The sequence below is a fragment of the Clostridium sp. M62/1 genome (assembly GCF_020736365.1).
GTDB classification, from domain to species: Bacteria; Bacillota; Clostridia; order Lachnospirales; family Lachnospiraceae; genus Otoolea; species Otoolea saccharolyticum_A.
Genome location: NZ_CP085988.1, coordinates 1,379,812 through 1,402,458 on the forward strand (window position 1 = coordinate 1,379,812; position 22,647 = coordinate 1,402,458).

Annotated in this window: 18 protein-coding genes; 17 read left to right on the forward strand and 1 reads right to left on the reverse strand. The window is 50.3% G+C overall.

Features of this window, described 5'->3' with window-relative positions:
- Positions 1-520 precede the first annotated feature (520 nt).
- The 6 genes from LK436_RS06755 to LK436_RS06780 all read left to right on the forward strand — a co-directional run bounded on the left by LK436_RS06755 (position 521) and on the right by LK436_RS06780 (position 6,976).
- Positions 521-1,204 (forward strand): chromate transporter, encoded by a 684-nt coding sequence (locus tag LK436_RS06755; protein WP_227910182.1) that lies wholly within the window; start codon positions 521-523, stop codon positions 1,202-1,204.
- Complete coding sequence (locus tag LK436_RS06760; RefSeq protein ID WP_008397508.1) at positions 1,201-1,770, forward strand: chromate transporter; 570 nt, start codon at positions 1,201-1,203, stop codon at positions 1,768-1,770. The genes LK436_RS06755 and LK436_RS06760 overlap by 4 nt, the downstream gene beginning before the upstream one ends.
- Positions 1,771-2,049: 279 nt before the next feature.
- Positions 2,050-2,553 (forward strand): hypothetical protein, encoded by a 504-nt coding sequence (locus LK436_RS06765; protein WP_008397504.1) that lies wholly within the window; start codon positions 2,050-2,052, stop codon positions 2,551-2,553.
- Between the two features lie 243 nt (positions 2,554-2,796).
- Positions 2,797-3,342: a MarR family winged helix-turn-helix transcriptional regulator gene (locus LK436_RS06770; protein WP_021965860.1), complete on the forward strand. Its 546-nt coding sequence runs from the start codon at positions 2,797-2,799 to the stop codon at positions 3,340-3,342.
- An 18-nt stretch (positions 3,343-3,360) separates the two neighbouring features.
- Entirely contained in the window at positions 3,361-5,094 is a 1,734-nt protein-coding gene (locus tag LK436_RS06775) for an ABC transporter ATP-binding protein (protein WP_021965859.1), read from the forward strand.
- On the forward strand, positions 5,087-6,976 hold the full coding sequence (locus LK436_RS06780; RefSeq protein WP_008397501.1) for an ABC transporter ATP-binding protein: 1,890 nt from the start codon (positions 5,087-5,089) through the stop codon (positions 6,974-6,976). Before LK436_RS06775 ends, LK436_RS06780 begins: the two co-directional genes overlap by 8 nt.
- 233 nt (positions 6,977-7,209) lie before the next feature.
- Here the strand turns inward: LK436_RS06780 and treR are convergent, their stop codons facing one another.
- A complete protein-coding gene (treR, locus tag LK436_RS06785) occupies positions 7,210-7,932 on the reverse strand; it encodes a trehalose operon repressor (protein WP_008397498.1) in 723 nt (240 codons plus the stop codon).
- 276 nt (positions 7,933-8,208) lie between these two features.
- Here treR and treP point away from each other — a divergent pair, with 276 nt between their 5' ends.
- The 11 genes from treP (at position 8,209) to LK436_RS06840 (ending at position 22,647) form a co-directional block, all read left to right on the forward strand.
- Entirely contained in the window at positions 8,209-10,224 is a 2,016-nt protein-coding gene (gene treP, locus LK436_RS06790; protein ID WP_008397495.1) for a PTS system trehalose-specific EIIBC component, read from the forward strand.
- A gap of 20 nt (positions 10,225-10,244) precedes the next feature.
- Positions 10,245-11,927 carry an alpha,alpha-phosphotrehalase gene (treC, locus tag LK436_RS06795; protein WP_008397493.1) on the forward strand — a complete coding sequence of 561 codons (1,683 nt, stop codon included), beginning with the start codon at positions 10,245-10,247 and terminating at the stop codon, positions 11,925-11,927.
- Positions 11,928-12,738: 811 nt separating this feature from the next.
- On the forward strand, positions 12,739-13,887 hold the full coding sequence (locus LK436_RS06800; protein ID WP_008397487.1) for a double-cubane-cluster-containing anaerobic reductase: 1,149 nt from the start codon (positions 12,739-12,741) through the stop codon (positions 13,885-13,887).
- A 273-nt stretch (positions 13,888-14,160) separates the two neighbouring features.
- Positions 14,161-15,495, forward strand: a complete 1,335-nt coding sequence (locus LK436_RS06805) for an ABC transporter substrate-binding protein (protein WP_021965439.1) — start codon at positions 14,161-14,163, stop codon at positions 15,493-15,495.
- 154 nt (positions 15,496-15,649) lie between these two features.
- Positions 15,650-16,603, forward strand: a complete 954-nt coding sequence (locus tag LK436_RS06810; RefSeq protein WP_008397484.1) for a carbohydrate ABC transporter permease — start codon at positions 15,650-15,652, stop codon at positions 16,601-16,603.
- 1 nt (position 16,604) lies between these two features.
- Complete coding sequence (locus tag LK436_RS06815; RefSeq protein ID WP_021965437.1) at positions 16,605-17,471, forward strand: carbohydrate ABC transporter permease; 867 nt, start codon at positions 16,605-16,607, stop codon at positions 17,469-17,471.
- A gap of 228 nt (positions 17,472-17,699) precedes the next feature.
- Positions 17,700-18,407: a C40 family peptidase gene (locus tag LK436_RS06820; RefSeq protein WP_008397481.1), complete on the forward strand. Its 708-nt coding sequence runs from the start codon at positions 17,700-17,702 to the stop codon at positions 18,405-18,407.
- A 331-nt stretch (positions 18,408-18,738) separates the two neighbouring features.
- A complete protein-coding gene (locus LK436_RS06825; RefSeq protein ID WP_008397476.1) occupies positions 18,739-18,942 on the forward strand; it encodes a hypothetical protein in 204 nt (67 codons plus the stop codon).
- A gap of 332 nt (positions 18,943-19,274) precedes the next feature.
- A complete protein-coding gene (locus tag LK436_RS06830) occupies positions 19,275-19,625 on the forward strand; it encodes a rhodanese-like domain-containing protein (protein ID WP_008397474.1) in 351 nt (116 codons plus the stop codon).
- A gap of 84 nt (positions 19,626-19,709) precedes the next feature.
- Positions 19,710-20,882 carry a THUMP domain-containing class I SAM-dependent RNA methyltransferase gene (locus tag LK436_RS06835; RefSeq protein ID WP_008397473.1) on the forward strand — a complete coding sequence of 391 codons (1,173 nt, stop codon included), beginning with the start codon at positions 19,710-19,712 and terminating at the stop codon, positions 20,880-20,882.
- On the forward strand, positions 20,872-22,647 hold the full coding sequence (locus LK436_RS06840; RefSeq protein ID WP_008397472.1) for a lectin like domain-containing protein: 1,776 nt from the start codon (positions 20,872-20,874) through the stop codon (positions 22,645-22,647). Before LK436_RS06835 ends, LK436_RS06840 begins: the two co-directional genes overlap by 11 nt.

Below are 22,647 nucleotides of genomic sequence, written 5' to 3' on the forward strand. Positions count from 1 at the left end.
ACGAAATATCGGCCAGAAAATTAAAATTAAATATTGAATATAATATCAAAATAGTATGAAAAAGTAAATGGATTTTCGTGAGACTGTAGAAAAAATTAGGGATAATTTCGAAGAAATGTCAAATGAATTGTGTAAACCTTACAAATTATGAGAAATAAATTTGTGCAAACTGGCAATGGAATGGGGAAGAATCGAGTCTGCAGGGAAACATAGGGAGGTCTATGAAACAGTTTCCTCTCCGGTGTCTGGAGAAGCCGGTTCAGGGGAGCCTCAAGAAGTAAAAACGGAATTGTAATTTGCCGGCCGTTTTCCTATAATAAAACGAGAAAAGAGGAGGAGTTTCAGACGGCTCCATCTGCATTTCAGGCATGTCTGCAGTAAACGGTCCGAGAGGCAGACGTACAGGGAGTCAGGGCGGATCCGGAAAACAGACACTGAGGAACAAAATATGCCGTATGGGCAAAATACAGAGAGGCTGCTATGCAGGAATATAAAAACTGCAGGCTGTTGGGTAGAAAAGATGGTACGAAAAAAAGCAGGACAAGAGAAGCCAGGCTGGAATGATGCGAAAGGCCAGAGAGAAACTGATGGGCAGGAAAACAAAAACAGAGGGAGAGAAGAGAAAAACACTGAGCGCAGACGGAAGAGACAGAGGCTCTGGGTTTTATTTCTGGAAACGCTCTATATCAGCGCCTTCACCTTCGGGGGAGGCTTTGTCATCGTTACCTTTATGAAGCGGAAATTTGTGGACGGGCTGCACTGGATTGATGAGAAGGAAATGCTGGATTTTACGGCTCTGGCTCAGTCCTCTCCGGGGGCGATTGCCGTGAATGCGGCAATTCTTGTGGGGCTTAAGGTGTGCGGTCCGCCTGGAGTGGCTGTGGCGGTGCTTGGAACGGTTCTCCCGCCCATGGCCATATTGTCGGTTATTTCATTCTTTTACGAGACATTTTCTGCTAACCCATATGTAGCTCTGACTATGCAGGGAATGCAGGCGGGAGTGGCTGCAGTGATTCTGGATGTGGCCTGTGAACTGGGGACAGGTGTGGCGAGAGAGCGGAGCATCTACTCTGTCCTGATTTTGGCAGGAGCGTTTGCGGCTGATTTTTTTCTGGGGATAAATGTGATCTGTATTATCCTTACAGCGGCAGCAGCGGGAGCGCTGAGAATGGTGATTTTCAGAAGAAGGAGGGCAGAGAGATGATCTATGTGGAACTTTTTCTGAGCTTTCTAAAGGTAGGGCTGTTCAGCGTAGGCGGAGGTTATGCTGCAATTCCTCTCATTCAGAGCCAGGTAGTGGAGGGAAAAAACTGGATTACCATGAGCGAGTTCACCAATCTTGTGACAATCGCAGAGATGACGCCGGGGCCGATTTCCGTCAATTCCGCTACCTTTGTGGGGATACGCATAGCGGGAATCCCAGGGGCTTTCGCCGCCACAGCCGGATGTATTGCTCCGGCGCTGTTTATCGTTACCTTTCTGGCTTTCCTTTATTACAGGTACAAGGGCGCTTCTGCCGTGGGGGCGGTGCTGTCCTCCCTGCGCCCGGCTGTGGTGGCCCTGATTGCGGCGGCAGGTCTTTCCATGCTGAAAACGGCTCTGTTCGGGGAAGGGGCGGTGAGCGCGGAAGCTCTGCACCTTGCAGGCGGAGTCATCTTTCTGGCGGCCTTTCTGTTCCTGCGCCGGCTGAAATGGAATCCCATCCTTGTGATGTGCCTGTGCGGAGGGGCAAATCTTTTGTGGGGGATTCTGTCAGGGGGACAGGGATGAGGTGAGAACGGAAAACAGACAGTAAATGCAGATTTGTCAAATCTCAACAGAAAAGATAAGGGAAAACACGCAGATGAAAGTCGAATTCCTGGATAATTTTCCTAAATCATTCAAAAACCGGAGAGGGTAATTTGACAGATTCACGAAAATGAAAAAAACGCTTATTTGCCTGCATGGCCCGATGATAAACTATTATAACGGGCGGCAGGCTTTTTGCGTCTGCCTGCAAAATAAAGACGAAAGCAGAAAAAAGCCGGAAAGAAAAAGGAGAGAAAAAGTATGCCGAAAAACAGAAGAGAGAGTTTTATTTATACAGTGATGATGTGTTTTGTGATGGTACTCTGGATGAGTATTTACAATGTAGCTCTTCACAAGGGAGGACTGTCATTTTCCGTCCTCGCTGACGCCTGGCTGGGATTTCCGGTTGCCTATGTGTTTGCCATGTGCTGTGACTGGTTTCTGGTTTCGGGGCTTGCCAAGGGCTTTGCCTTCCGCTTTCTTGTAAAGCCGGGAGTATCCAGCCCGTTTTGCATGGTAATCGCGGTCTCAAGCTGCATGGTAGTCCCCATGGTATTTATCATGTCTCTGTTCGGGGCAGCGGAGGCCTGCGTGAGAACAGGAGAATGGGGGACTCTGCTTTTTATCTGGGCTTTCAATATTCCCCGAAATTTCATTATGGCCCTGCCATTCCAGCTTCTGATCGCAGGACCCATGGTACGCTTTCTCTTCAGGCGTGCATTTCCGGAGGGAAGTATTATCATGACAGGCGAGGCCAAAAGCTGATGGGCCAGAACGGCAAAGCCAGGGGGCAGGGAAGATTTCCTGAAAGGGAAGTCTTCCCTGTCTGCGTTCAGAAAACAGATTGGGACAGTCCAATAGTTGACAATACAACTTTTTGAAGAAACTTTTATTTTCCTACTTGACAATAAAAAAAAATCCTACTATACTTTCAAAAGTTAGGTAGCGAACAATTAATTTCCGCAGAGAAAATCAGCTGCGGGCCTGCTTTTAGACGGAGGTGAGACTATGTGTACAACAGCAGAAGACTGCGGCGAACAACTCTGCTGTAAGAATGCGGGACGGATGGTGAACATCCTGTCGAATCAGCTGAAACGCCATTTTATCGTCCCGGTGGATGACAGTGGGCTGACGATGCTTCAGCGTCATATGCTCCATTTTATTATCCTGGCCTCCATGCACAGGGAGATATATCAGAAGGACGTGGAGGCAGAGTTTCACATCAGGAAGTCCACGGCTACAGGGATGATGCAGCTTCTGGAGAAAAACGGCTTTATACGCCGGGAGAGCGTAAAGCGGGATGCCCGGCTTAAAAGGGTGGTCCCTACTGAGAAAGCCCTGGCCCTCAGGGACGGGGTGCTTGAGGACATCAGAAATGTGGAGAAGAAGATGCTGGAGGGCATTGAGCCGGGAGAGCTTGAAATTTGTATCCGCGTGCTGAACCGGATGTCCCGCAATCTTTCATGCGGGGAACAGGACTGCAGAGCACAGGGATTTCACGGCAGAGAGTTCCCTAAGGAAGTCCGTTCCTTCCCAGAAAATGACAACAAGTAATTGCACAAGGAGGAAACCATGAACAGAAAACTGTTTAAATCTATCCGGGAATATAAGCGGGAGTCCATTCTGGCCCCTGTGTTCGTGATCCTGGAAGTTTTAATGGAAGTTTTGATTCCGCTGCAGATGGCAAAGATCATTGACGTGGGCATCCAGAATGGAGACCTGACCTACATTATGAAGATGGGCGCCATTCTGGTTGTCATGGCAATGCTTGCGCTGTTTTTCGGCGCCATGGCCGGAAAATTTGCGGCAGTCGCAGCGGCAGGATATGCCAAAAACCTGCGCCATGATATTTTCTACAAAATACAGGATTTTTCATTTAAAAACATTGACCATTTTTCCACTTCGAGCCTTGTAACCAGGCTTACGACAGATATTACGAATGTGCAGCTGGCATATATGATGAGCGTGAGACTGCTGGCCAGGGCGCCGATTATGATTATTCTCTCCCTGGTGATGATCCTTACAATCAACGTGGAAATTTCCGTTGCACTGCTGATTCTGATCCCCATTCTGGGCGGAATCCTCATGTTTATTGCGAAAAAGGCTCATCCCCACTTCATTAAGGTATTTGATGAGTACGATGTGCTGAACAATTCCGTTCAGGAAAACGTAAACGCCGCCCGCGTGGTAAAGGCCTATGTGCGGGAGGACTATGAGATTGAGAAATTCCACGGGGTTTCCAGACTGGTGTACACGCTGTTCACAAAGGCTGAGAAGATTGTAGCCTGGAATGCGCCTACGATGCAGTTTTTCATGTACGGCGTCATTCTTTTGATGGTTTCGGTCGGAGGGCGGAGTATCATCAATCAGACTATGGAGACAGGAGAGCTTACAAGCGTGATTGTGTATGCACTTCAGATTCTCATGTCGCTGATGATGGTAACCTTCGTGTTCGTTATGATCATGATTGCAGAAGCATCCACAGACCGAATCGCGGAGGTGCTTGAAGAGGTGCCTGAGATGCAGGATCCGGCTAATGCAGTGAAGGAAGTGCCGAACGGTGATATCGATTTTGAGAACGTATCCTTCAGCTATGGCGGAAAGGGAGGAAATCTTTCCCTGAAGAATATCAACCTTCACATCAAGTCTGGCCAGACGGTGGGAATCATCGGCGGAACGGGAAGCGCGAAAACCTCCCTCGTAAACCTGATCCCAAGGCTTTACGACGTGACAGAGGGCTGTGTGAAGGTCGGAGGCATCGACGTGAGGGAGTACGGACTGAAAGAGCTGAGAGATCAGGTCTCCATGGTTCTTCAGAAAAATGTGCTCTTTACCGGAAGCATCTATGACAATATCCGCTGGGGAGATGAGAATGCCAGTGACGAGGAGGTTCAGAGAGTCTGCAGGCTGGCTCAGGCTGACGGCTTTGTGAAAGAGTTTCCGGCCGGCTACAACACGATGATTGTGGAGGGAGGAAACAATGTGTCAGGCGGTCAGAAACAGAGACTCTGCATTGCGAGAGCTCTGTTGAAGAAGCCGAAAATCCTGATTCTCGACGACTCCACCAGCGCGGTTGACACGAAGACGGATGCCCTGATCAGAAAAGCCTTCAGGGAGGAGATTCCGGATACCACGAAGATTATCATTGCCCAGAGGGTTTCCTCCGTAGAGGACGCAGACATGATCATCGTCATGGAAGACGGTATGGTAAACGGAATCGGAACCTCGGAGGAGCTGCTTAAGACAAACGCTATTTACCGGGAGGTATATGAGTCACAGGTCAAGGGAGGTGAGGATAATGAGTAAGATGCAGAAACCGAGAGTGACAAAGGACACATTACTGACAGGAAAGAGGCTTCTCGGATACGTGCTGAGGGATTACAAGCTGCGATTTATCGGCGTGTTCTGCTGTATTCTCATAAGCTCTATCGCGTCTATTTCCGTATCCCTATCGCTGAAATTCCTGCTGGACGATTTCATTATTCCGCTGATAGGACAGCAGAACCCAGACTATTCAGAGCTTTACGGAGCGTTGGCCGTACTGGGAACCATTTTCCTCTGCGGCGTGGCGGCAACCTTTATCTACACGAGGCTGATGGTATATATCGGTCAGGGCGTTTTAAAGAAGGTCAGGGATGAGATGTTCGAGCATATGCAGAAGCTCCCTATCCGCTATTTTGACCAGAATACAAACGGCTCCATCATGAGTCTTTATACCAATGATACAGATACCTTAAGGCAGATGATCAACCAGTCGATCCCACAGGTGCTTCAGTCTCTGCTGACGGTGATTGTGACCTTTATTTCCATGCTGGTGTTAAGCCCGCTTTTAACAGTCCTTGCGGTTGTCATGATTATCGTCATGCTGCTTGTGACAAGGACTATCGGCGGAAACAGCGGAAAGTATTTCCTCAGGCAGCAGCTTGCCATCGCTGATGTGACCGGCTTTGTGGAGGAACACATGAACGGTCAGAGGGTGATCAAGGTATTCAACCATGAGCGCATCGCAGAGGAAGAGTTCGATGAGCTGAATGAGAAGCTGTTCCACAGTGCTGCCAATGCAAATACCTTCGCCAATATGATGGGACCGGTGATTGGAAACATCGGAAACCTGCAGTTCGTTCTGACAGCCGTTCTGGGAGGCTTCCTCTATGTAATGGGAATCGGAGGAATTACTCTGGGTGTTATGGCGTCCTACCTGCAGTTTACAAAGAGCTTTACGCAGCCTTTCATGTCCATTGCCCAGCAGTTCAACTCTATTGTCATGGCTCTCGCCGGAGCTGAGCGGATCTTTCGCATGATGGACGAGGAGCAGGAGGTGGACGAAGGATACGTAACCTTAGTAAACGCCAGAAAAGACGCAGACGGAACGATCACAGAGTGTACGGAGCGCACGGGAATGTGGGCCTGGAAGCATCCGCATCAGGCAGACGGCACCGTTACCTACACGGAGCTGAAGGGCGATGTACGCTTCTTTGACATGACCTTCGGCTATACAGATGAGAAGATGGTTCTCCATGACCTGACCCTCTATGCGAAGCCTGGGCAGAAGCTGGCCTTTGTAGGCTCTACCGGAGCCGGAAAGACCACCATCACCAACCTGATCAACCGGTTCTACGACGTGCAGGACGGAAAAATCCGCTACGACGGAATCAATATCAACAAGATCAAGAAGGCAGATCTGCGCCGCTCCCTGGGAATCGTGCTTCAGGATACCCACCTGTTTACAGGAACCATTATGGACAATATCCGCTACGGAAAGCTGGATGCGACAGATGAGGAAGTATTTGCGGCGGCTAAGCTGGCCCATGCAGATCAGTTTATCAAGATGCTTCCAAAGGGCTATGACACCATGCTGACAAACGACGGCGAGGAGCTGTCACAGGGGCAGAGGCAGCTTTTGGCCATCGCCAGAGCCGCAGTGGCCGACCCGCCGGTTCTGATCCTCGATGAGGCTACCTCAAGCATCGACACAAGAACCGAGCAGATTGTTCAGCAGGGTATGGATAACCTGATGAAGGGCAGAACTGTGTTCGTTATCGCTCACAGGCTCTCCACCATCAGAAACAGCGACGCCATCATGGTTCTGGAACACGGCCGGATCGTGGAGAGAGGAAGCCATGAGGACTTAATCAAAGAAAAAGGAATCTACTACCAGCTCTATACAGGAAAACTGGAGTTGGATTAGTGGGGGGGGTGAAAAAAGAGGAAGATTTTCAGTTCCAGCGAAGTCACTGAAAATCTTCCTCTTTTTTCTTTTGTGTGTGGGGGAGGAGGATTTTGGGTTCCGGAGAAGTTACTGAAAATCTTCCTCTTTTTTCCTTGTGGGAACACCCATCCGCCGCACTGCGCAGGGGAAGGGAGAGGCGTTCAGGTGACTTCGCTGGAACCTGAACGCCTCTCCCTTCCCCACTCCCCTTTTCATTTTCTCCTCACTGCCGTATCCTGGAAGCAGAAGTAGTCTGGTCTGTGCCTGGACTGGGTGTACTCAAACATGACTCCGTCTGCATCAAAGGTCTGGCTTGATATGACGGCCAGGCAGTTATAGTCGCCAAGCTCCAGGTATTTCTCATCGATCTCTGTGACAAGCTCAACCGTCATTTTCCGTTTGCTGGTGACGATGTTCAGTCTGCATTCCTGTTCCAGGTAGCTGTAGATGGAATCCTCTGCAATTTCTTTAGTCAGTCCCAGGCATTTCTCCTTCAGAAACATGTTGATGTCGAGAATCAGGGCTTTTTTGTCCAGGTAGCGGACTCTCTGGATATAGTAGAGTTCACTTCCTACGGGGAAGCCTGAACGCCTGCTGATCCGCTCATCGGCGGTCAGTTCCATGAAGCAGATAACTCTGGTGCAGGCATTCAGGTGGTTTCTGGCAGCAGATTCCCGGAAGGATTCGATGCCGCCGATAGTGAAGGCTGCCTGTTCTACAGGCTGAAAGATAACGCGCACCCCAATACCATGAAGGGACTGGACATAGCCCTCTGCCGCCAGGGCAGAGATGGCCCGGCGGACCGTATTGCGCGAACAGGAATAGACCTCTGTCAGGATATTTTCCGACGGCAGAAGCGTCTGAAAGCCGTAGGTGGCATTTTCTATTTTCCGTTTCAGATCCCTGTAAATCTGTTCAAATTTTGCCTTTGGCATAGGTACTCACTTCCCGTTTTCTTGTATAAATTTCAGTGTCTGGCCGAAACTAAATCAAGGATATTAAATATAGAAGAAAAAGTCAATGGATTTTAGGAAAAATTGATTGACATGTTTAAACAAGTGTGTTATAACGGGATTATAAAAAGATGTTTAAACAAGTTAAACCCGGTTCGAAGAAAAACAGACCATGCCGGGGCTCAGCAGAGACTTTTCCAGGGAAAAGCGGTATCATCCCGAGAGAGGAAAAGCCAGAAATAAAAACGGAGGGTAACGATGGGCAAGTACACAGAGGATTCCAGACAGCTCCTTGAGCTTGTGGGCGGCAGGGAAAATATTGCCGCGGTTTCACACTGCATGACCAGAATGCGGTTCGTGCTAAATGATCCGAAGAAGGCAGATGTGGAGAAAATTGAGGCATTAAAGGCAGTGAAGGGCAGCTTCACCCAGGCAGGTCAGTTTCAGGTAATTATCGGAAATGACGTATCTCTCTTTTATAATGACTTTACCGCAGCGGCGGGTATTGAGGGAGTGTCCAAGGATGCGGTAAAACAGGCGGCTAAGAAAAATCAGAATCCGCTTCAGAGGGCTATTGCAGTTCTGGCAGAGATTTTCGCTCCTCTGATTCCTGCTATCATTACAGGAGGTCTGATCCTGGGCTTTAGAAACTGTATTGACAGCCTTTACCTGTTTGAAAACGGGACAAAGACACTCTGCGATTTAAGCCAGTTCTGGGCGGGCGTCGACTCATTTTTATGGCTCATTGGAGAGGCTGTGTTCCATGTGGGAATTCCGGTTGGAATCTGCTGGTCGGTGGCCAAGAAGATGGGAACGACGGAGATGCTGGGCATCGTCATGGGACTTACCCTTGTTTCCAGTCAGCTGTTAAATGCCTACAGTGTGGCAGGCACGGCTGCGGCAGAGATTCCCAAGTGGGATTTTGGCTTTTTCCAGATCAATATGATCGGTTATCAGGCGCAGGTAATTCCGGCTATGCTGGCGGCCTTTACCCTGGCCTATCTGGAGCGCTTTTTTAAGAAGATTGTGCCCCAGGCCATTTCCATGATAGTCGTGCCCTTCTTAAGCCTTCTGCTGGCAGTGATGGCGGCTCACTGGGTGCTGGGACCCATTGGCTGGAAGATCGGCTCTGCCATCTCTTCCGTGGTTTATGCGGGGATTACAGGCAGCTTTAAGGTGGTGTTCGCGGCAATTTTCGGTTTTGCCTATGCACCTCTTGTCATTACGGGACTTCACCATATGTCCAATGCCATTGACCTTCAGCTCTGCGCTGACTATGGCGGAACTATGCTCTGGCCCATGATTGCTCTCTCCAATATTGCGCAGGGCTCGGCCGTTCTCGCCATGATCCGTCTTCAGAAAAAGAACACCAGGGCACAGGAGGTCAATGTTCCGGCCTGCATTTCCTGCTATCTGGGTGTGACAGAGCCTGCAATTTTCGGCGTCAACCTGAAATATACCTTCCCATTTATCTGCGGCATGATTGGCTCCGCTGCGGCAGCCGTGATTTCAGTGGCAACAGGCACCACGGCCAATGCAGTGGGAGTGGGAGGACTTCCAGGCATCCTGTCTATTCAGGTGGCCTCCATGCCGACCTTTGCCATTGCCATGGCGGCTGCCATCGTCATTCCGTTTATCCTGACCATGCTGGCAGGACAGAAGAAACTGTCAGCGGCTGACAGAGGAACGGAGGAAGGGCTGGCAGCAGAGGAGGACAAAAAAGACAGAGCAGAGCTCCAGAGCGGCGAGAAGGAGCCTAAAAAAGGTGCAGAGGTTTGTAAAAACGCGGACAGTGGGAATGGAAACGGCAAAGAAAAGGAGCATCTTGTGGCATACCTTTCCGGTAAGGTGATCCCGATTGAGGAAGTCGGAGACGGTGTGTTCTCAGCTAAAATCCTGGGAGACGGAATCGCCATCGAGCCGGAGAGCGATACAGTGGTGGCTCCTGCCAGGGTCACGGTTGCCGTGCTGATGCAGGAGTCCAGGCACGCAGTGGGACTTGTGATGGAGGATGGAAGAGAGCTTCTGATCCATGTGGGGCTTGACACGGTGCAGATGAACGGTGACGGTTTTGAGTATCTGGTAAACCAGGGGGATGTGGTGGAGGCAGGAACGCCCCTCATCCGATTTGACCGGGACAAGATTCAGAAAGCCGGAAAGCGGGCTGTTACTATTATGGCTGTGACAGACGGCACCGGCCGGGGAGCTTTAAGCTACAGAACCGGAATGGATGCACAGGCCGGAGAAACCGTTGTGGCAGAGATTGAGGAATAGAAAATCAGAGGAGAGGACAGATGAACAGCTTTAAGGATAAGGTGATATATCAGATTTACCCTAAATCCTTCCGGGATACAGATGGGGACGGACTGGGTGATTTAAGGGGAGTGACGGAAAAACTCGACTACATTCAATTTCTCGGAGCCGATTACATTTGGCTGACACCGTTTTTCATTTCTCCGCAGAATGACAACGGATACGATGTGGCGGATTATCTGTCTGTGGACCCCAGATACGGCACCATGGAGGACTTTGAGGAACTCTCGCGGGAGGCAAAAAAGAGGGGAATCGGTCTGATGCTGGACATGGTGTTTAACCACACCTCCACCGAGCATGAATGGTTTAAAAAGGCTCTGGCAGGAGATCCGGAATATATGGACTACTATATTTTCAGGGATGGGAAGGGGCAGGAACCGCCCACCAACTGGGTATCCAAATTCGGAGGAAATGCGTGGCAGTACGTGCCGGAACTGAAAAAGTGGTACCTCCACCTGTTTGATGTGACGCAGGCCGACCTGAACTGGGAAAACTCGAAGGTCAGGGAGGAGCTTAAAAAGGTGCTCCGTTTCTGGAAAGATAAGGGGGTGGAGGGATTTCGGTTTGACGTGGTAAACCTGATCTCAAAACCGGACTGCTTTCAGAACGACGAGGAGGGAGACGGCCGCCGCTTTTACACAGATGGGCCGAGAGTTCACGAGTATTTGAAGGAGCTGGTGCGGGATTCCGGCATTGACGGCATGGTGACAGTGGGAGAGATGTCTTCCACCACTCTGGAAAACTGCATCCGCTACTCTAACCCAGCGGAGCATGAGCTTTCCATGTGCTTTAACTTCCACCACCTGAAGGTGGATTACAGGAATGGAAATAAATGGGAACTGAAAGAGCCAGACCTGCAGGCGCTTAAGCAGCTGTTTAAGACCTGGCAGGAGGGGATGGAGGAGCATGGCGGCTGGAATGCCGTTTTCTGGTGCAACCACGATCAGCCCAGAATTGTGACCCGGTTTGGAGATGACAGGAAATATTGGAAAGAGTCGGCCAAAATGCTCGGGGCTTTTATCCACCTGCTGCGGGGAACTCCGTATATCTACCAGGGCGAGGAGATTGGCATGACAGATCCTCACTACCATGACATCAGCCGCTATCGTGATGTGGAGAGCCTGAATTACTACAGGATTATGCTTTCCGAGGGGAAGACAGAGGAAGAGGCCCTGAAGATTCTCGAGGCCCGCTCCCGGGACAACAGCCGTACGCCCATGCAGTGGAGCAGCGGGAAAAACGCAGGATTTTCCGAGGCAGAGCCGTGGATTAGCCTGCCGGACAATTATGAGACGATCAATGTGGAGGCCCAGAGAGAAGATAAGACTTCTGTCCTGAACTTTTACCGCAGGCTGATCCGTCTGCGAAAAGAGCACAGCGTCATCTCGGAAGGCTCCGTACGGTTCCTGGAGACGGGAAATGAAAAGGTAATTGGCTATGTCAGGGAGAATTCTCAGGAAAAGCTGACAGTGCTCTGCAATTTTTCAGGTATGTGCCAGGAATTCGAGGGTGCGAAGCAGGAGTACAGCAAAAAGGCCCGCCTGCTTGTCGGAAACTGGGAGGCAGAAACAGCACCGGCTGCCGGGACGGACAGCGCAGAGCCTGCTAAGACGCCGCTCCGGCCGTTTGAGGTGAGAGCGCTCCTGGAAGAGAAGAAGGCGTAACAGCCTAAGGAGGCAGAAGGAAATCAGCCGGCAGGCATAGGAGAGTCAAGGCAGAGAGCCAGGCAGAAAAATATACAGGCGCCGCCGGAGAAAGGGCCGGATCAGGCATAGAAAATTCAGGTAAAAAGAAGCTGCAAATAGAAAAAATCAATAAGTAAAACAGTACCTCAGAACAAAAATAATCAAAGTCCAGTCGGGCGGGAGCATTCCTGAAAAATGCAGAAAATGCAGGAAATATAAGGGATTGCTCCCGCCCGACTGGGCTTCTGGAAGAAAAAATCAGGGAAGCTCTCCCACGAAAAAACTTTCCAATTCAGAAAAAATCCCTTTCCCTCCCCCCAGAAACTCCCCCCTGTACAGCCGAAGGACTTATGGTATAATGGCCGCAGAGCGGGCATTATACCTGCGCCGAGCCGCTGGCGCCCGAAGGGAACCAAAACACCACTGCGGCGAGTGCGCAACCCTCGGAGAGAATAGCATATCCGAAGGATATGACATAATGGCCGCAGAGCGGGCATTATACCTGCGCCGAGCCGCTGGCGCCCGAAGGGAGCCAAAACACCACTGCGGCGAGTGCGCAACCCTCGGAGAGAATAGCATATCCGAAGGATATGACATAATGGCCGCAGAGCGGGCATTATACCTGCGCAAACCGGTTTCAGCATTCACTGCTGAAAGCCGGGCGCCTAAGTTTTGCCGGAGGCTGCAGCTTTCAGCTTCCGGCATCAGATGGAATTTTAAAGACAGAGGGGAAATAAGATAGCTGTGAAAACAGCTGTTTCATAAAAGATACCAGGGAGGGGAAAACAGCATGATGAAACTGCCGGAAAATTTTGTTACATACGATGAGGCGAGAAAAGCAGGATTTATAAAGATGAAGGAGTTAAAGGAACAGGGGGCGAGAGTGGTAGGGATCTTCTGTTCCTTCGTGCCGGTAGAAATCCTGATGGCAGCGGGGGCCGTGAGCGCATCTCTTTGCGCCTCCAGTGAACAGCCGATCACTGCGGCTGAGACGAAGCTGCCCCGCAACCTCTGTCCTCTGATTAAGGCCAGCTATGGCTTTGCTCTGACAGATACCTGTCCGTATTTCTATTTCGCTGATCTGATTGTAGGTGAAACGACCTGCGACGGAAAGACGAAGATGTTTGAGCTGATGAACGAGCTGAAGGAAACCTATGTGATGCAGCTTCCGTCGGGGAGAAATGAGAGAGCGCTCAAGGCATGGAAGGAAGAAATCATCGCACTGAAGGAGAAGCTGGAGGATTTTTACGGAATTGAAATCACAGAGGAGGACATTCGCCAGGCAATCCGTATAAAAAACAGGGAGCGCCGCTCCATGCTGCGGTTTATGGAGCTTGGCAAGCTGAATCCGGCTCCCATTTCCGGCTATGAGATTGGAACCCGGGCCGATTCCCTGGCCTTTAACTTTGATATGGAGGAGAGAATCCGCCTGGTAGATGAGAGAACAGAGGAGGTTCTCAGGGACTGGGAAGAGAACTACAAAGGAAAGCCGTCGGATCGCCCGAGGATTCTTGTGACAGGCTGCCCCAATGCAGGAGTCAGAGACAAGATTATAAAGACAGTGGAAGAGATGGGCGCTGATGTGGTGGCTTTTGATTCCTGCAGCGGCACGAGAGAAAAAGTGGAGCTGGTAGATGAAAATCTTCCTGTATTTGATGCCCTGGCAAAGAAGTATCTGAATATTAACTGCTCTGTCATGAGCCCCAATACCAGCCGTATGGGTTATATAAAAGATATGATCCGGGACTATCAGGCTGATGCGGTAATTGAGATCATTCTTCAGTCCTGCCATACCTATAATATCGAGGCGCATTTTGTCAAAAGGGCAGTGGAGGAAGAAAATATTCCTTATCTGATGCTTGAGACAGATTATTCACGCTCTGATCAGGGCCAGATTGCCACAAGACTTGAGGCACTTCTGGAAACGCTGCACGGATAAAGAAGCAGAGGGCAGAAACAGAAATGCAAAGCTCATGGGAACAGGGATAAAGAAGGCCGGGATGCTGAGGCTTATAGAAAAAAACGATAGATAATCTCTGCAGATGCAAATTTTGAATGGCGAATCGTTGCAGGAATCTTGAATTTGCAGGGCATCCTGCTTATACTGGGAGAGAATGGACTGCAGATGCAGTCATGTGAGAAGCACAGGAATCAGAAGGACTGTTTTCTGTGCCGTCAGGAAACAAAGGAGACAGACAAAAGGAGAAGTACTATGAAAAAGAAATTTGCAGGTGCAGTGGCGGCGGCAGTTCTGGCGGCAGCAGTGACCGGCTGTTCAGGAAGCGCTGATACTGCAAAGGAAACGAAAGAGACAGCAGCTCAGACACAGGCAGAGACAGACGCACAGGCCTCTGAGAGCGCAGATGCAGCAGAGGAAAAAAGCGATCTGGCAGGAACGGAAATTACCGTTATGGTTCCGGACTGGGGAAATCCAGGAGAAGAGCTGCTTGCCCAGTTTACAGAGGAAACGGGAATCAGCGTAGTGATGAACGAAGTGAGCTGGGATGACATCCGGGATAAGGTATCCATTGCAGCAGTTGGCGGCAAGGCGGCAGCTGACGTAATCGAGGTAGACTGGTCCTGGGTCGGCGAGATGAACAGTGCAGGCTGGTTAGAGCCGATTGAGATGAGCGAGGAGGACATGGCCGACATGCCGTCCATGGAAACCTTTATGATTGACGGACAGATTCTGGCCGTTCCCTATGCCAATGATTACCGGATTGCCTACTATAATAAAGAGCATTTCGCACAGGCCGGGATTGACAAGGCTCCAGAGACATGGGATGAGGTTTACGAGGCCATGAAGGCTATCAAGGAGCAGGGAATCACAGAATATCCCTATGCAATGCCGATGAATGCCGACGAGTCTGCGACTACCTCTATGATGTGGATGGCATTTGCGAGAAACGGAGTTGTGTTCAACGACGACAATACACTGAATGAGGAGTCTGTATTAGACGCTCTTACCTTTGAAAACCAGATGGTTCAGGAGGGCTACACGGATCCAGCCATCAAGACAGCCACAGGAATGGATGTTTACAGAAAGATCACATCCGGGGAAGCAAGCTTCATGGTGGGCCCCACAAAATTTGTGCGCTTCTCCTCTGATCCCAACGAGTGCAGTGTGGTAGGAGATGTGGTTCCGATCATGCTTCCCGGAAAGGACAAAACGGCAGCTCAGACAATGCCTCTTCCGGAGGCTGTCGGTGTTTCCAGCTTCTCTGAGAACAAGGAAGCAGCCATGGAGTTTGTAAAATGGTACAGCTCACCGGAAACACAGAAGGCTCTCTATACAGCCAACGGCTCCATCCCCACCAGAAACAGCGTGCTGGAGGCTCTGATCGAGGACGGAACTATCACAAATCCTGGAGCGATGCTCGATATGGCCAAGCTCATCAAGTCCCCGTTCCCCAACGGTGTGCCGGACTACTATGCAGAGATGAGCAATACAATCTTCAACAACATCAACCGTATGGTGCTGGGAGAGCAGACGCCTGAGGAGGCATTTGCAGCCATGAATGAAAAGGTAAATGAACTGGCAAAATAAAAGAATCGGGAGTATAATGGAAAGGCACGGCAAAACGGCGATGCCAGACACATAAGAAACTGGTTTTAAGATACTGACACGAAAAAAGGGGATGCTGTGAGAGCCTTTCAGGAGGGCTTTTACGGCATCCCTTTTGATTGAAGGAGAATACAGAATGAGGAAAAAGAAGTCAGATGCCCTTCTCCCCTACGCGCTGCTGCTTCCTGCTGCGCTTTTGATGATCATGCTGGTATTCTATCCGGTGGCTGTGACCTTTACGTACAGCCTAAAGGAGATGAAGCTGACAGCTCCCCAGAACACCCACTTTATAGGTGCGGAAAATTACATTGAGATATTAAAATCCAGGGAATTCTGGTATGTGTTTCAGAACACAGCCTATCTGCTCGTTTTGGTAGCCGGCCTTACGACTGTATTTGGACTTCTGGTGTCCCTGATCTTAAATGCGGACACAAAGATTTCCGGACTTCTCACAGCCGCTGCCATTCTTCCCTGGGCCATGCCGCCCATTGTAAACGGCATAATCTGGAGGTTTGTGTTTCATTCCGGCTACGGGTTCATGAATAAGCTCCTGCTGATGCTGGGCCTCATAGATGCTCCCATCGAGTGGCTGGCTGACCGCTGGCTGCTTCTTACGGTAGCAGGAATTGTAGCTGCGTGGCGGAGCATTCCCTTCTGCGCTATTGTCTGTCTTTCAGGACTAAGAACCATCCCGGAAGAACTTTACGAGGCGGCAAAACTGGATGGCTGCGGACGGATCGAATCCTTTTTTCACATAACGCTTCCGCTTTCCAGACCCTTTGTGCTTATCGGTCTTACCTCTGCCTCCATCACCGCCGTCAACCTGTTTGACGAGATTGTGGCCCTGTCCGGCTACAGTGATCTGGGAAAGAACCTCTTGATTCAAAACTATCTTACCACCTTCTCCTTTATGAACTATGGAAGAGGAAGTGCCTATACCTATCTGATTATGCTTCTCGCTGCAGTGCTGGGCTTTTTCTATCTCAGAAGTATGAACCAGGAGGAACAGGGCAGAGACAGAGGGGAAGAAAAGAAGAGAAAGAAAACAGCCCATGCCGGTTCGGACAGCCCATGGGGAGAGGAGGGGTAACGTGAAAAGACAGTCCCAAAAGAGCCGCTCCCTCAAGCGGCAGCCCTGGTATTACTGGGCGTCAGCGGCCGTTCTTCTTATTTTGACGCTGGGGCCCTTTGTCTGGGCGTTTATCGTATCCGTTACACCGGAGTATGAGATGTTTACCAATACAAAAAATATGCTGCCTGAAACCTTCGTCTGGAGCAATTACGAAAACCTGTTCAGCATGACTACAAGCCACAGTATCCGCCTGTTCAGAGGTCTCAAAAATTCCCTGACGGCGGCAGCGGTGACCCTTGTCATCGGAGTTCCCCTGGCGCTGATCACGGCATATACCCTCACCAAGATGGAATTCCCGGGGAGAAAATGGTTCAAGAATGCACTTCTGATCACGATGGTGATCCCTGTATTTGCGACCATCATTCCTCTGTTCCGGATTTTTGTGGAGCATGATCTGTTAGACCGCCAGTTCTGGCTGGCTCTGGTCTATGTGAGTTCCTTTCTGCCCATGAGCACCTGGCTGATGTGCAATTATTTTTCCACCATACCAAGAGAAATTCTGGAGGCGGCCAGAGTGGATGGCTGCGGAAATCTGGGAACATTTTTTCGGATTGTACTTCCCGTTTCCGGGCCTGTGATTCTGGCCTGCTCGCTCATTATGTTTCTGAGCGCGTGGAACCAGTTCCAGATTCCGCTGATTCTGGCATCCTCCCTGGAGACAAAGCCGGCTGCCATCGTTACCAGCGAATTTATGACAAAGGATTCCATTCAGTATGGTCTGACAGCTGCCGGAGGTCTGATCGCCATCATCCCGCCGGCTGTCCTGGCACTTCTGTTCAGACGATTTCTGGTAAGCGGAATGATGGGAGGAGCTGCAAAGGGATAATGAGTGAAATTATTAAATAAATATAAACCGTCCCAATTTTCTTGACAGCAGTAAAAAAAGTAAATATAATAACACCGTAACATATTTAACAATTATGTAACAATTAGAAAGAAAAAGTTAATAACTTTTGAAAAATACAAGTGGACGGAAACGAAAGCATTAGAAGATAAGACGGTGTGAGAGAAAAGTCACGGCTGCGGGCCGAATAAAGATGTCAGGAGTTTCGGGATGATTAAAAGTAAAGGATTAAAGCTGTTGGGAATGTTTTGCGTTTGTTCTGCTGTGTGTCTGATGAATCCGGCTGCAGCCAGAGCTGATGAGGCACAGACGGGTACAGATGAAGGCTCTGCGGTGGTGACGGTGGAAGCCCAGGAGCTCTCCCTCTATTCAGGGAAGAGCCAGGAATCCGAAGTAGTCGGACAGGCAGTTCAGGGTGATACATACGAAGTAGTTGAGGAGAGCAGTGACGGCTGGGTAAAGATTTGCTCCGAGGACGGAACGGAAGGATATCTTCTGGCAGATGGCAAATCTGCAGTGATCAGCGAAGACGGACAGGTTGCGGAGGAAGAGTCAGACATCAGGCAGGACGTGGTGGACTATGCCCTTACTTTCCTCGGAAATCCGTATGTGTACGGCGGCTCTGATCCGAACACAGGAACAGACTGTTCCGGTTTTACCAGCTATGTGCTGGAACATGCAGGAGGCGTTGACATGAACCGTTCCTCCCGCTCCCAGGCTACCCAGGGGACTCCGGTGAGCGCAGAGCAGATGCAGCCGGGAGATCTGGTGTTCTACGCAAACGGAAGCCGGATCAATCATGTGGGCCTTTACATAGGAGACGGCCAGATCGTCCATGCATCTACAGAAAAGACAGGCATCAAGATTTCACCGTGGACTTACAGAAATCCGGTGAAAATTGTCAATGTTCTCGGATAATGATTTTGGAAACAGAAGAAATAGAAAGGCAGCGGCCCGCCGGAGACGAACCGGACTGGGGCCGCTGTCCTTTTTTTCTATAACAGGAAACTTCGTTCCCTGTTATAGAAAAATGCTCCGCGGGGATCGCACTGGGTTGGAGAGGAAAATGACGTTGATGCGCACTCGCACGCAAGGTAGATGTTGCCTGAAGGCAACCGCGCTCGGCGCGAGTGTGCGCCAAGGCGCACACTTTTTTATTTTCGGAAAAAAATGGAAGTTTTTTCTGCATAAAGGAGCATTTCAAAAGCCATACTGACTGTGTAGTCATTAAAGTTAGGAGGTAATGAACATGGCAAACAGAAACAGCTACAATGCAGACGACTGCAGAAACAATTCTCAGAACAGCAGCCAGAATAAGTCACAGAACAGATCCCAGAATACCAGCAAGGACAATTACAGGGACAGCTACAGGGATTCTTACAGAGATTCCTCAAAAAACAGCAGCAGAAACAGCTCCAATGACTGCGACAACAGCAGCCGCAATAATTATTAAGAGCTGAAAGCCTGTTTTCTGCTGTAAGGAGTCTGCAGTCTGAAGAAGGGCTGAAGCAGATTTCCCGAAAGGGTATGGGCAGATGCAGGAAGTGTGTACCATCGGTTTGAGAAATTCAGAAAAATACTAGGACTGAAGGAAAATACTGCTGAAAAAATACGGCATCATCGGACACGAAGGACAAATGGGGAAGGCCGCCCCGCAAAGACTCTGCCTCTGTTTGGCAGCTTTTGCGGGACGGCTTTTTCCTGCACAGAAGGGGCTGAAGGATGGAGGAACACAGAGTACAGGCTGTGAATATAATAGGGTAAAGAGGACATGGAGAAACGGCAATGTATCAGATGATACCAGTCAGGCGGCTTGACATGTTTCTCGACCGGGGCTTTCCGGGCACAATTGTCGATCTGAGAAGTCCCGCCGATTACCGCCGTTCACATATCAGAGGAGCGATTAACCGGGAGCTGGAGAGCCTCCTCGAGAATCCCCAGGAGATTCCATGCGACCGACCTGTGCTGTTTTACTGCGCCAGAGGAAGCGAGAGTTTAAAGGCCAGCATCCGCTTCTCACGGATGGGCTATCAGGTATTTGACGTGGCCAACGGCCTTTCCTACTACCGGGGACATAATCTGGTCTGCGGAGGATTTTCCCAGGAGCCCTTTGATCCCGGCGGAAAAGTGCATTGACAGGAGAAAGTGCTTAAATTAGAATAAGAGTTGCGGATAAACCATAAGAAAGTATTGAAATAAGAAAGATAAGAGGAAACAGTTTTGGAGCGATTTGAACTGATTGCCCCCTGCCACTTCGGCCTGGAGGCAGTTTTAAAAAAAGAGATCACCGATTTAGGCTATGAGATCACCCTGGTGGAAGATGGCCGCGTAACCTTCGAGGGGGATGCGGAGGCCATCGCCAGGGCGAATGTATTTCTCAGGACAGCAGAGAGAGTGCTTTTAAAGGTGGGCAGCTTTACGGCAGTGACCTTTGACGAGCTGTTTGAAAAGACGAGAGCACTCCCGTGGGAGCGGTACATACCAAGGGACGGCAAGTGCTGGGTGGCCAAGGCGTCTTCCATTAAAAGCAAGCTGTTCAGCCCTTCGGATATTCAGAAGATTATGAAGAAGGCTATTGTGAGGAGACTTCAGGAGGAGTATGATCTGGGGCAGCAGCTTCTGCCGGAGACAGGGAGCCAGTACCCGCTTCGGGTATTTCTGTTTAAAGATCAGGTGACAATCGGCATTGACACCAGCGGTGATTCACTCCACAAACGGGGGTACCGGACGCTGACCAGCAAGGCTCCTATCACGGAGACGCTGGCTGCAGCCCTGATCCTTCTGACTCCATGGAAAAAGGACAGAATTTTAGTGGATCCGTTCTGCGGAAGCGGAACCTTCCCCATTGAGGCTGCCATGATTGCGGCCAATATGGCTCCGGGAATGAACCGCTCCTTCCTGGCTGAGAGCTGGAGAAACCTGGTTCCCAGGAAGCACTGGTACAATGCTGTGGACGAGGCCACAGAGCTGCTTGATGACAGTGTGGAGGTGGACATCCAGGGCTACGATGTGGATGGGGAGATCGTGCGGGCTGCCAGGGAGAATGCAAAGCGGGCCGGAGTGGATCACCTGATTCATTTCCAGCAGCGTCCGGTGTCAGAGCTTAGCCATCCGAAAAAATACGGCTTTATTATCTCCAACCCGCCCTACGGCGAGAGAATTGAGGAGAAAAAGAACCTGCCTGAGCTGTACCGCCAGATTGGAGAAAGGTTCAGGGAACTGGATTCCTGGTCCATGTACCTGATTACTTCCTATGAAAATACAGAAAAGTATATTGGAAGGAAGGCGGACAAAAACAGGAAGATTTACAATGGAATGATGAAAACGTATTTCTATCAGTTCCTGGGGCCGAAGCCGCCGAGGCGGAAGGCGGGAGAGAAGATTGAGGAGTAAACAGTTTGTACTATTGCTGACGGTGATTTTTACAGCTTTCTGTGCGCTGAATTTCAGCGTTCTTTCTTCTGTGGAGGATGTGAAGAAGGGAGAAACTGCCGGAAGTTATCCGGAGGAATGGTACGAAATGGTGTCTGAGGAGGCCAACAGAAAAGGAATCAGAATTTTTGTGGACGGTGAAGAGAAAAAGATGTCACACCCTGCTGTCATGACGGCCACCGGCAGCTTTCTGCTCCCTGTCTCAGAGCTTACAGAGGTTTTTTCCTGCACTGCACACATTTACGGACAGACCTCTCTGGTTATGGAGAAAAATACGGTGATGGCAGAAATCATCATGGGAGAAAAGCGGATGACAGTGACAGAAGCTTCCCAAAAGGACAGCCATGCAGGTCAGACCGGCGTTTTCGAGGGGATGGAACAGTCCGAAAAGCGGGATGTGGCTCTGTCTGATGCTATCACGAAAGAGGAGGGAGAACTGTGGGTTTCTGCCCAGGCAGTCTCGGAAGCATTTTCTTATGAGATGAGCTGGGAGCCAGATGAGAATATTCTCTCCTTCACCGGTTTAAGGCCGGAGCTTGAGGAGCTTCCGGAGGTTTACGACTACAGGCTGAGAGGGAGGGCACCGACGGTGAAAAACCAGGGAAGCCTTGGAACCTGCTGGGCTTTTGCCTCACTGATGGCTCTGGAGAGCCGGCTGCTGCCGGAAAAATCCTTTGACTTTTCTGAGGATCACATGTCCATCAGGAACAGTTTCCGCATGAACCAGAACGACGGCGGGGAGTACACCATGTCCATGGCCTATCTTCTGGCCTGGCAGGGACCGGTGCTGGAACAGGACGATCCCTACGGGGACAGCTGGTCGCCGCCTGGCCTTACTCCGGTGCGCCACGTTCAGGAGATACAGGTCCTGCCGAAGAAGGATTATGAGGCAATCAAGAGAGCCGTCTATTTTACGGGAGGGGTGCAGAGTTCTCTCTACACTTCCATGGCCGATGGGGAGGAAAACTCAGAGTATTATAATAAGGAAGAAGGAGCCTACTGCTATGCGGGAAACAGAAAACCCAACCACGATGTTGTAATTATCGGCTGGGATGATCGCTATCCGAAAGAAAATTTTCCGGTTCCTCCGGAAGGAGACGGGGCTTTTATCTGTGCCAACAGCTGGGGAGGAGCGTTCGGGGACGAGGGATACTTTTACGTGTCTTACTATGATTCCAACATCGGAATCCACAATATTCTTTACAGCCGCGTGGACACCCCGGACAATTACGACCACATTTACCAGACCGATCTGTGCGGCTGGGTAGGGCAGCTTGGATACGGGAAAGAGGAGGCCTTCTTTGCAAATATCTATGAGGCCAGGGAGGATGAAGAGCTGTGCGCCGTCGGCTTTTATGCTACCGATCAGGATACCCAGTACGAGGTTTATGTGGTAAATGATGCCTCCGGAAGCGCTGATTTCGGGCGAAGGAAATCCGTGGCCAGAGGCAGGATAGAGAACGCCGGCTTTTATACCATAGATATTGAACACCCTGTGGATCTGAAAAAGGGAGAGCGCTACGCAGTGATTGTGAGTATCCGCACACCGGGTTCTGTCCATCCCGTTGCCATCGAGTACAATGGGCCTGACCTGCCGACGCAGGTGGATTTAAGCGATGGGGAAGGCTATATCAGCCTTCGCGGAACTGCCTGGGATCGGGTGGAAACCGAGCAGAGCTGCAATGTGTGCCTGAAAGCCTACACCAGGACTGTCAGGGGACAGTGA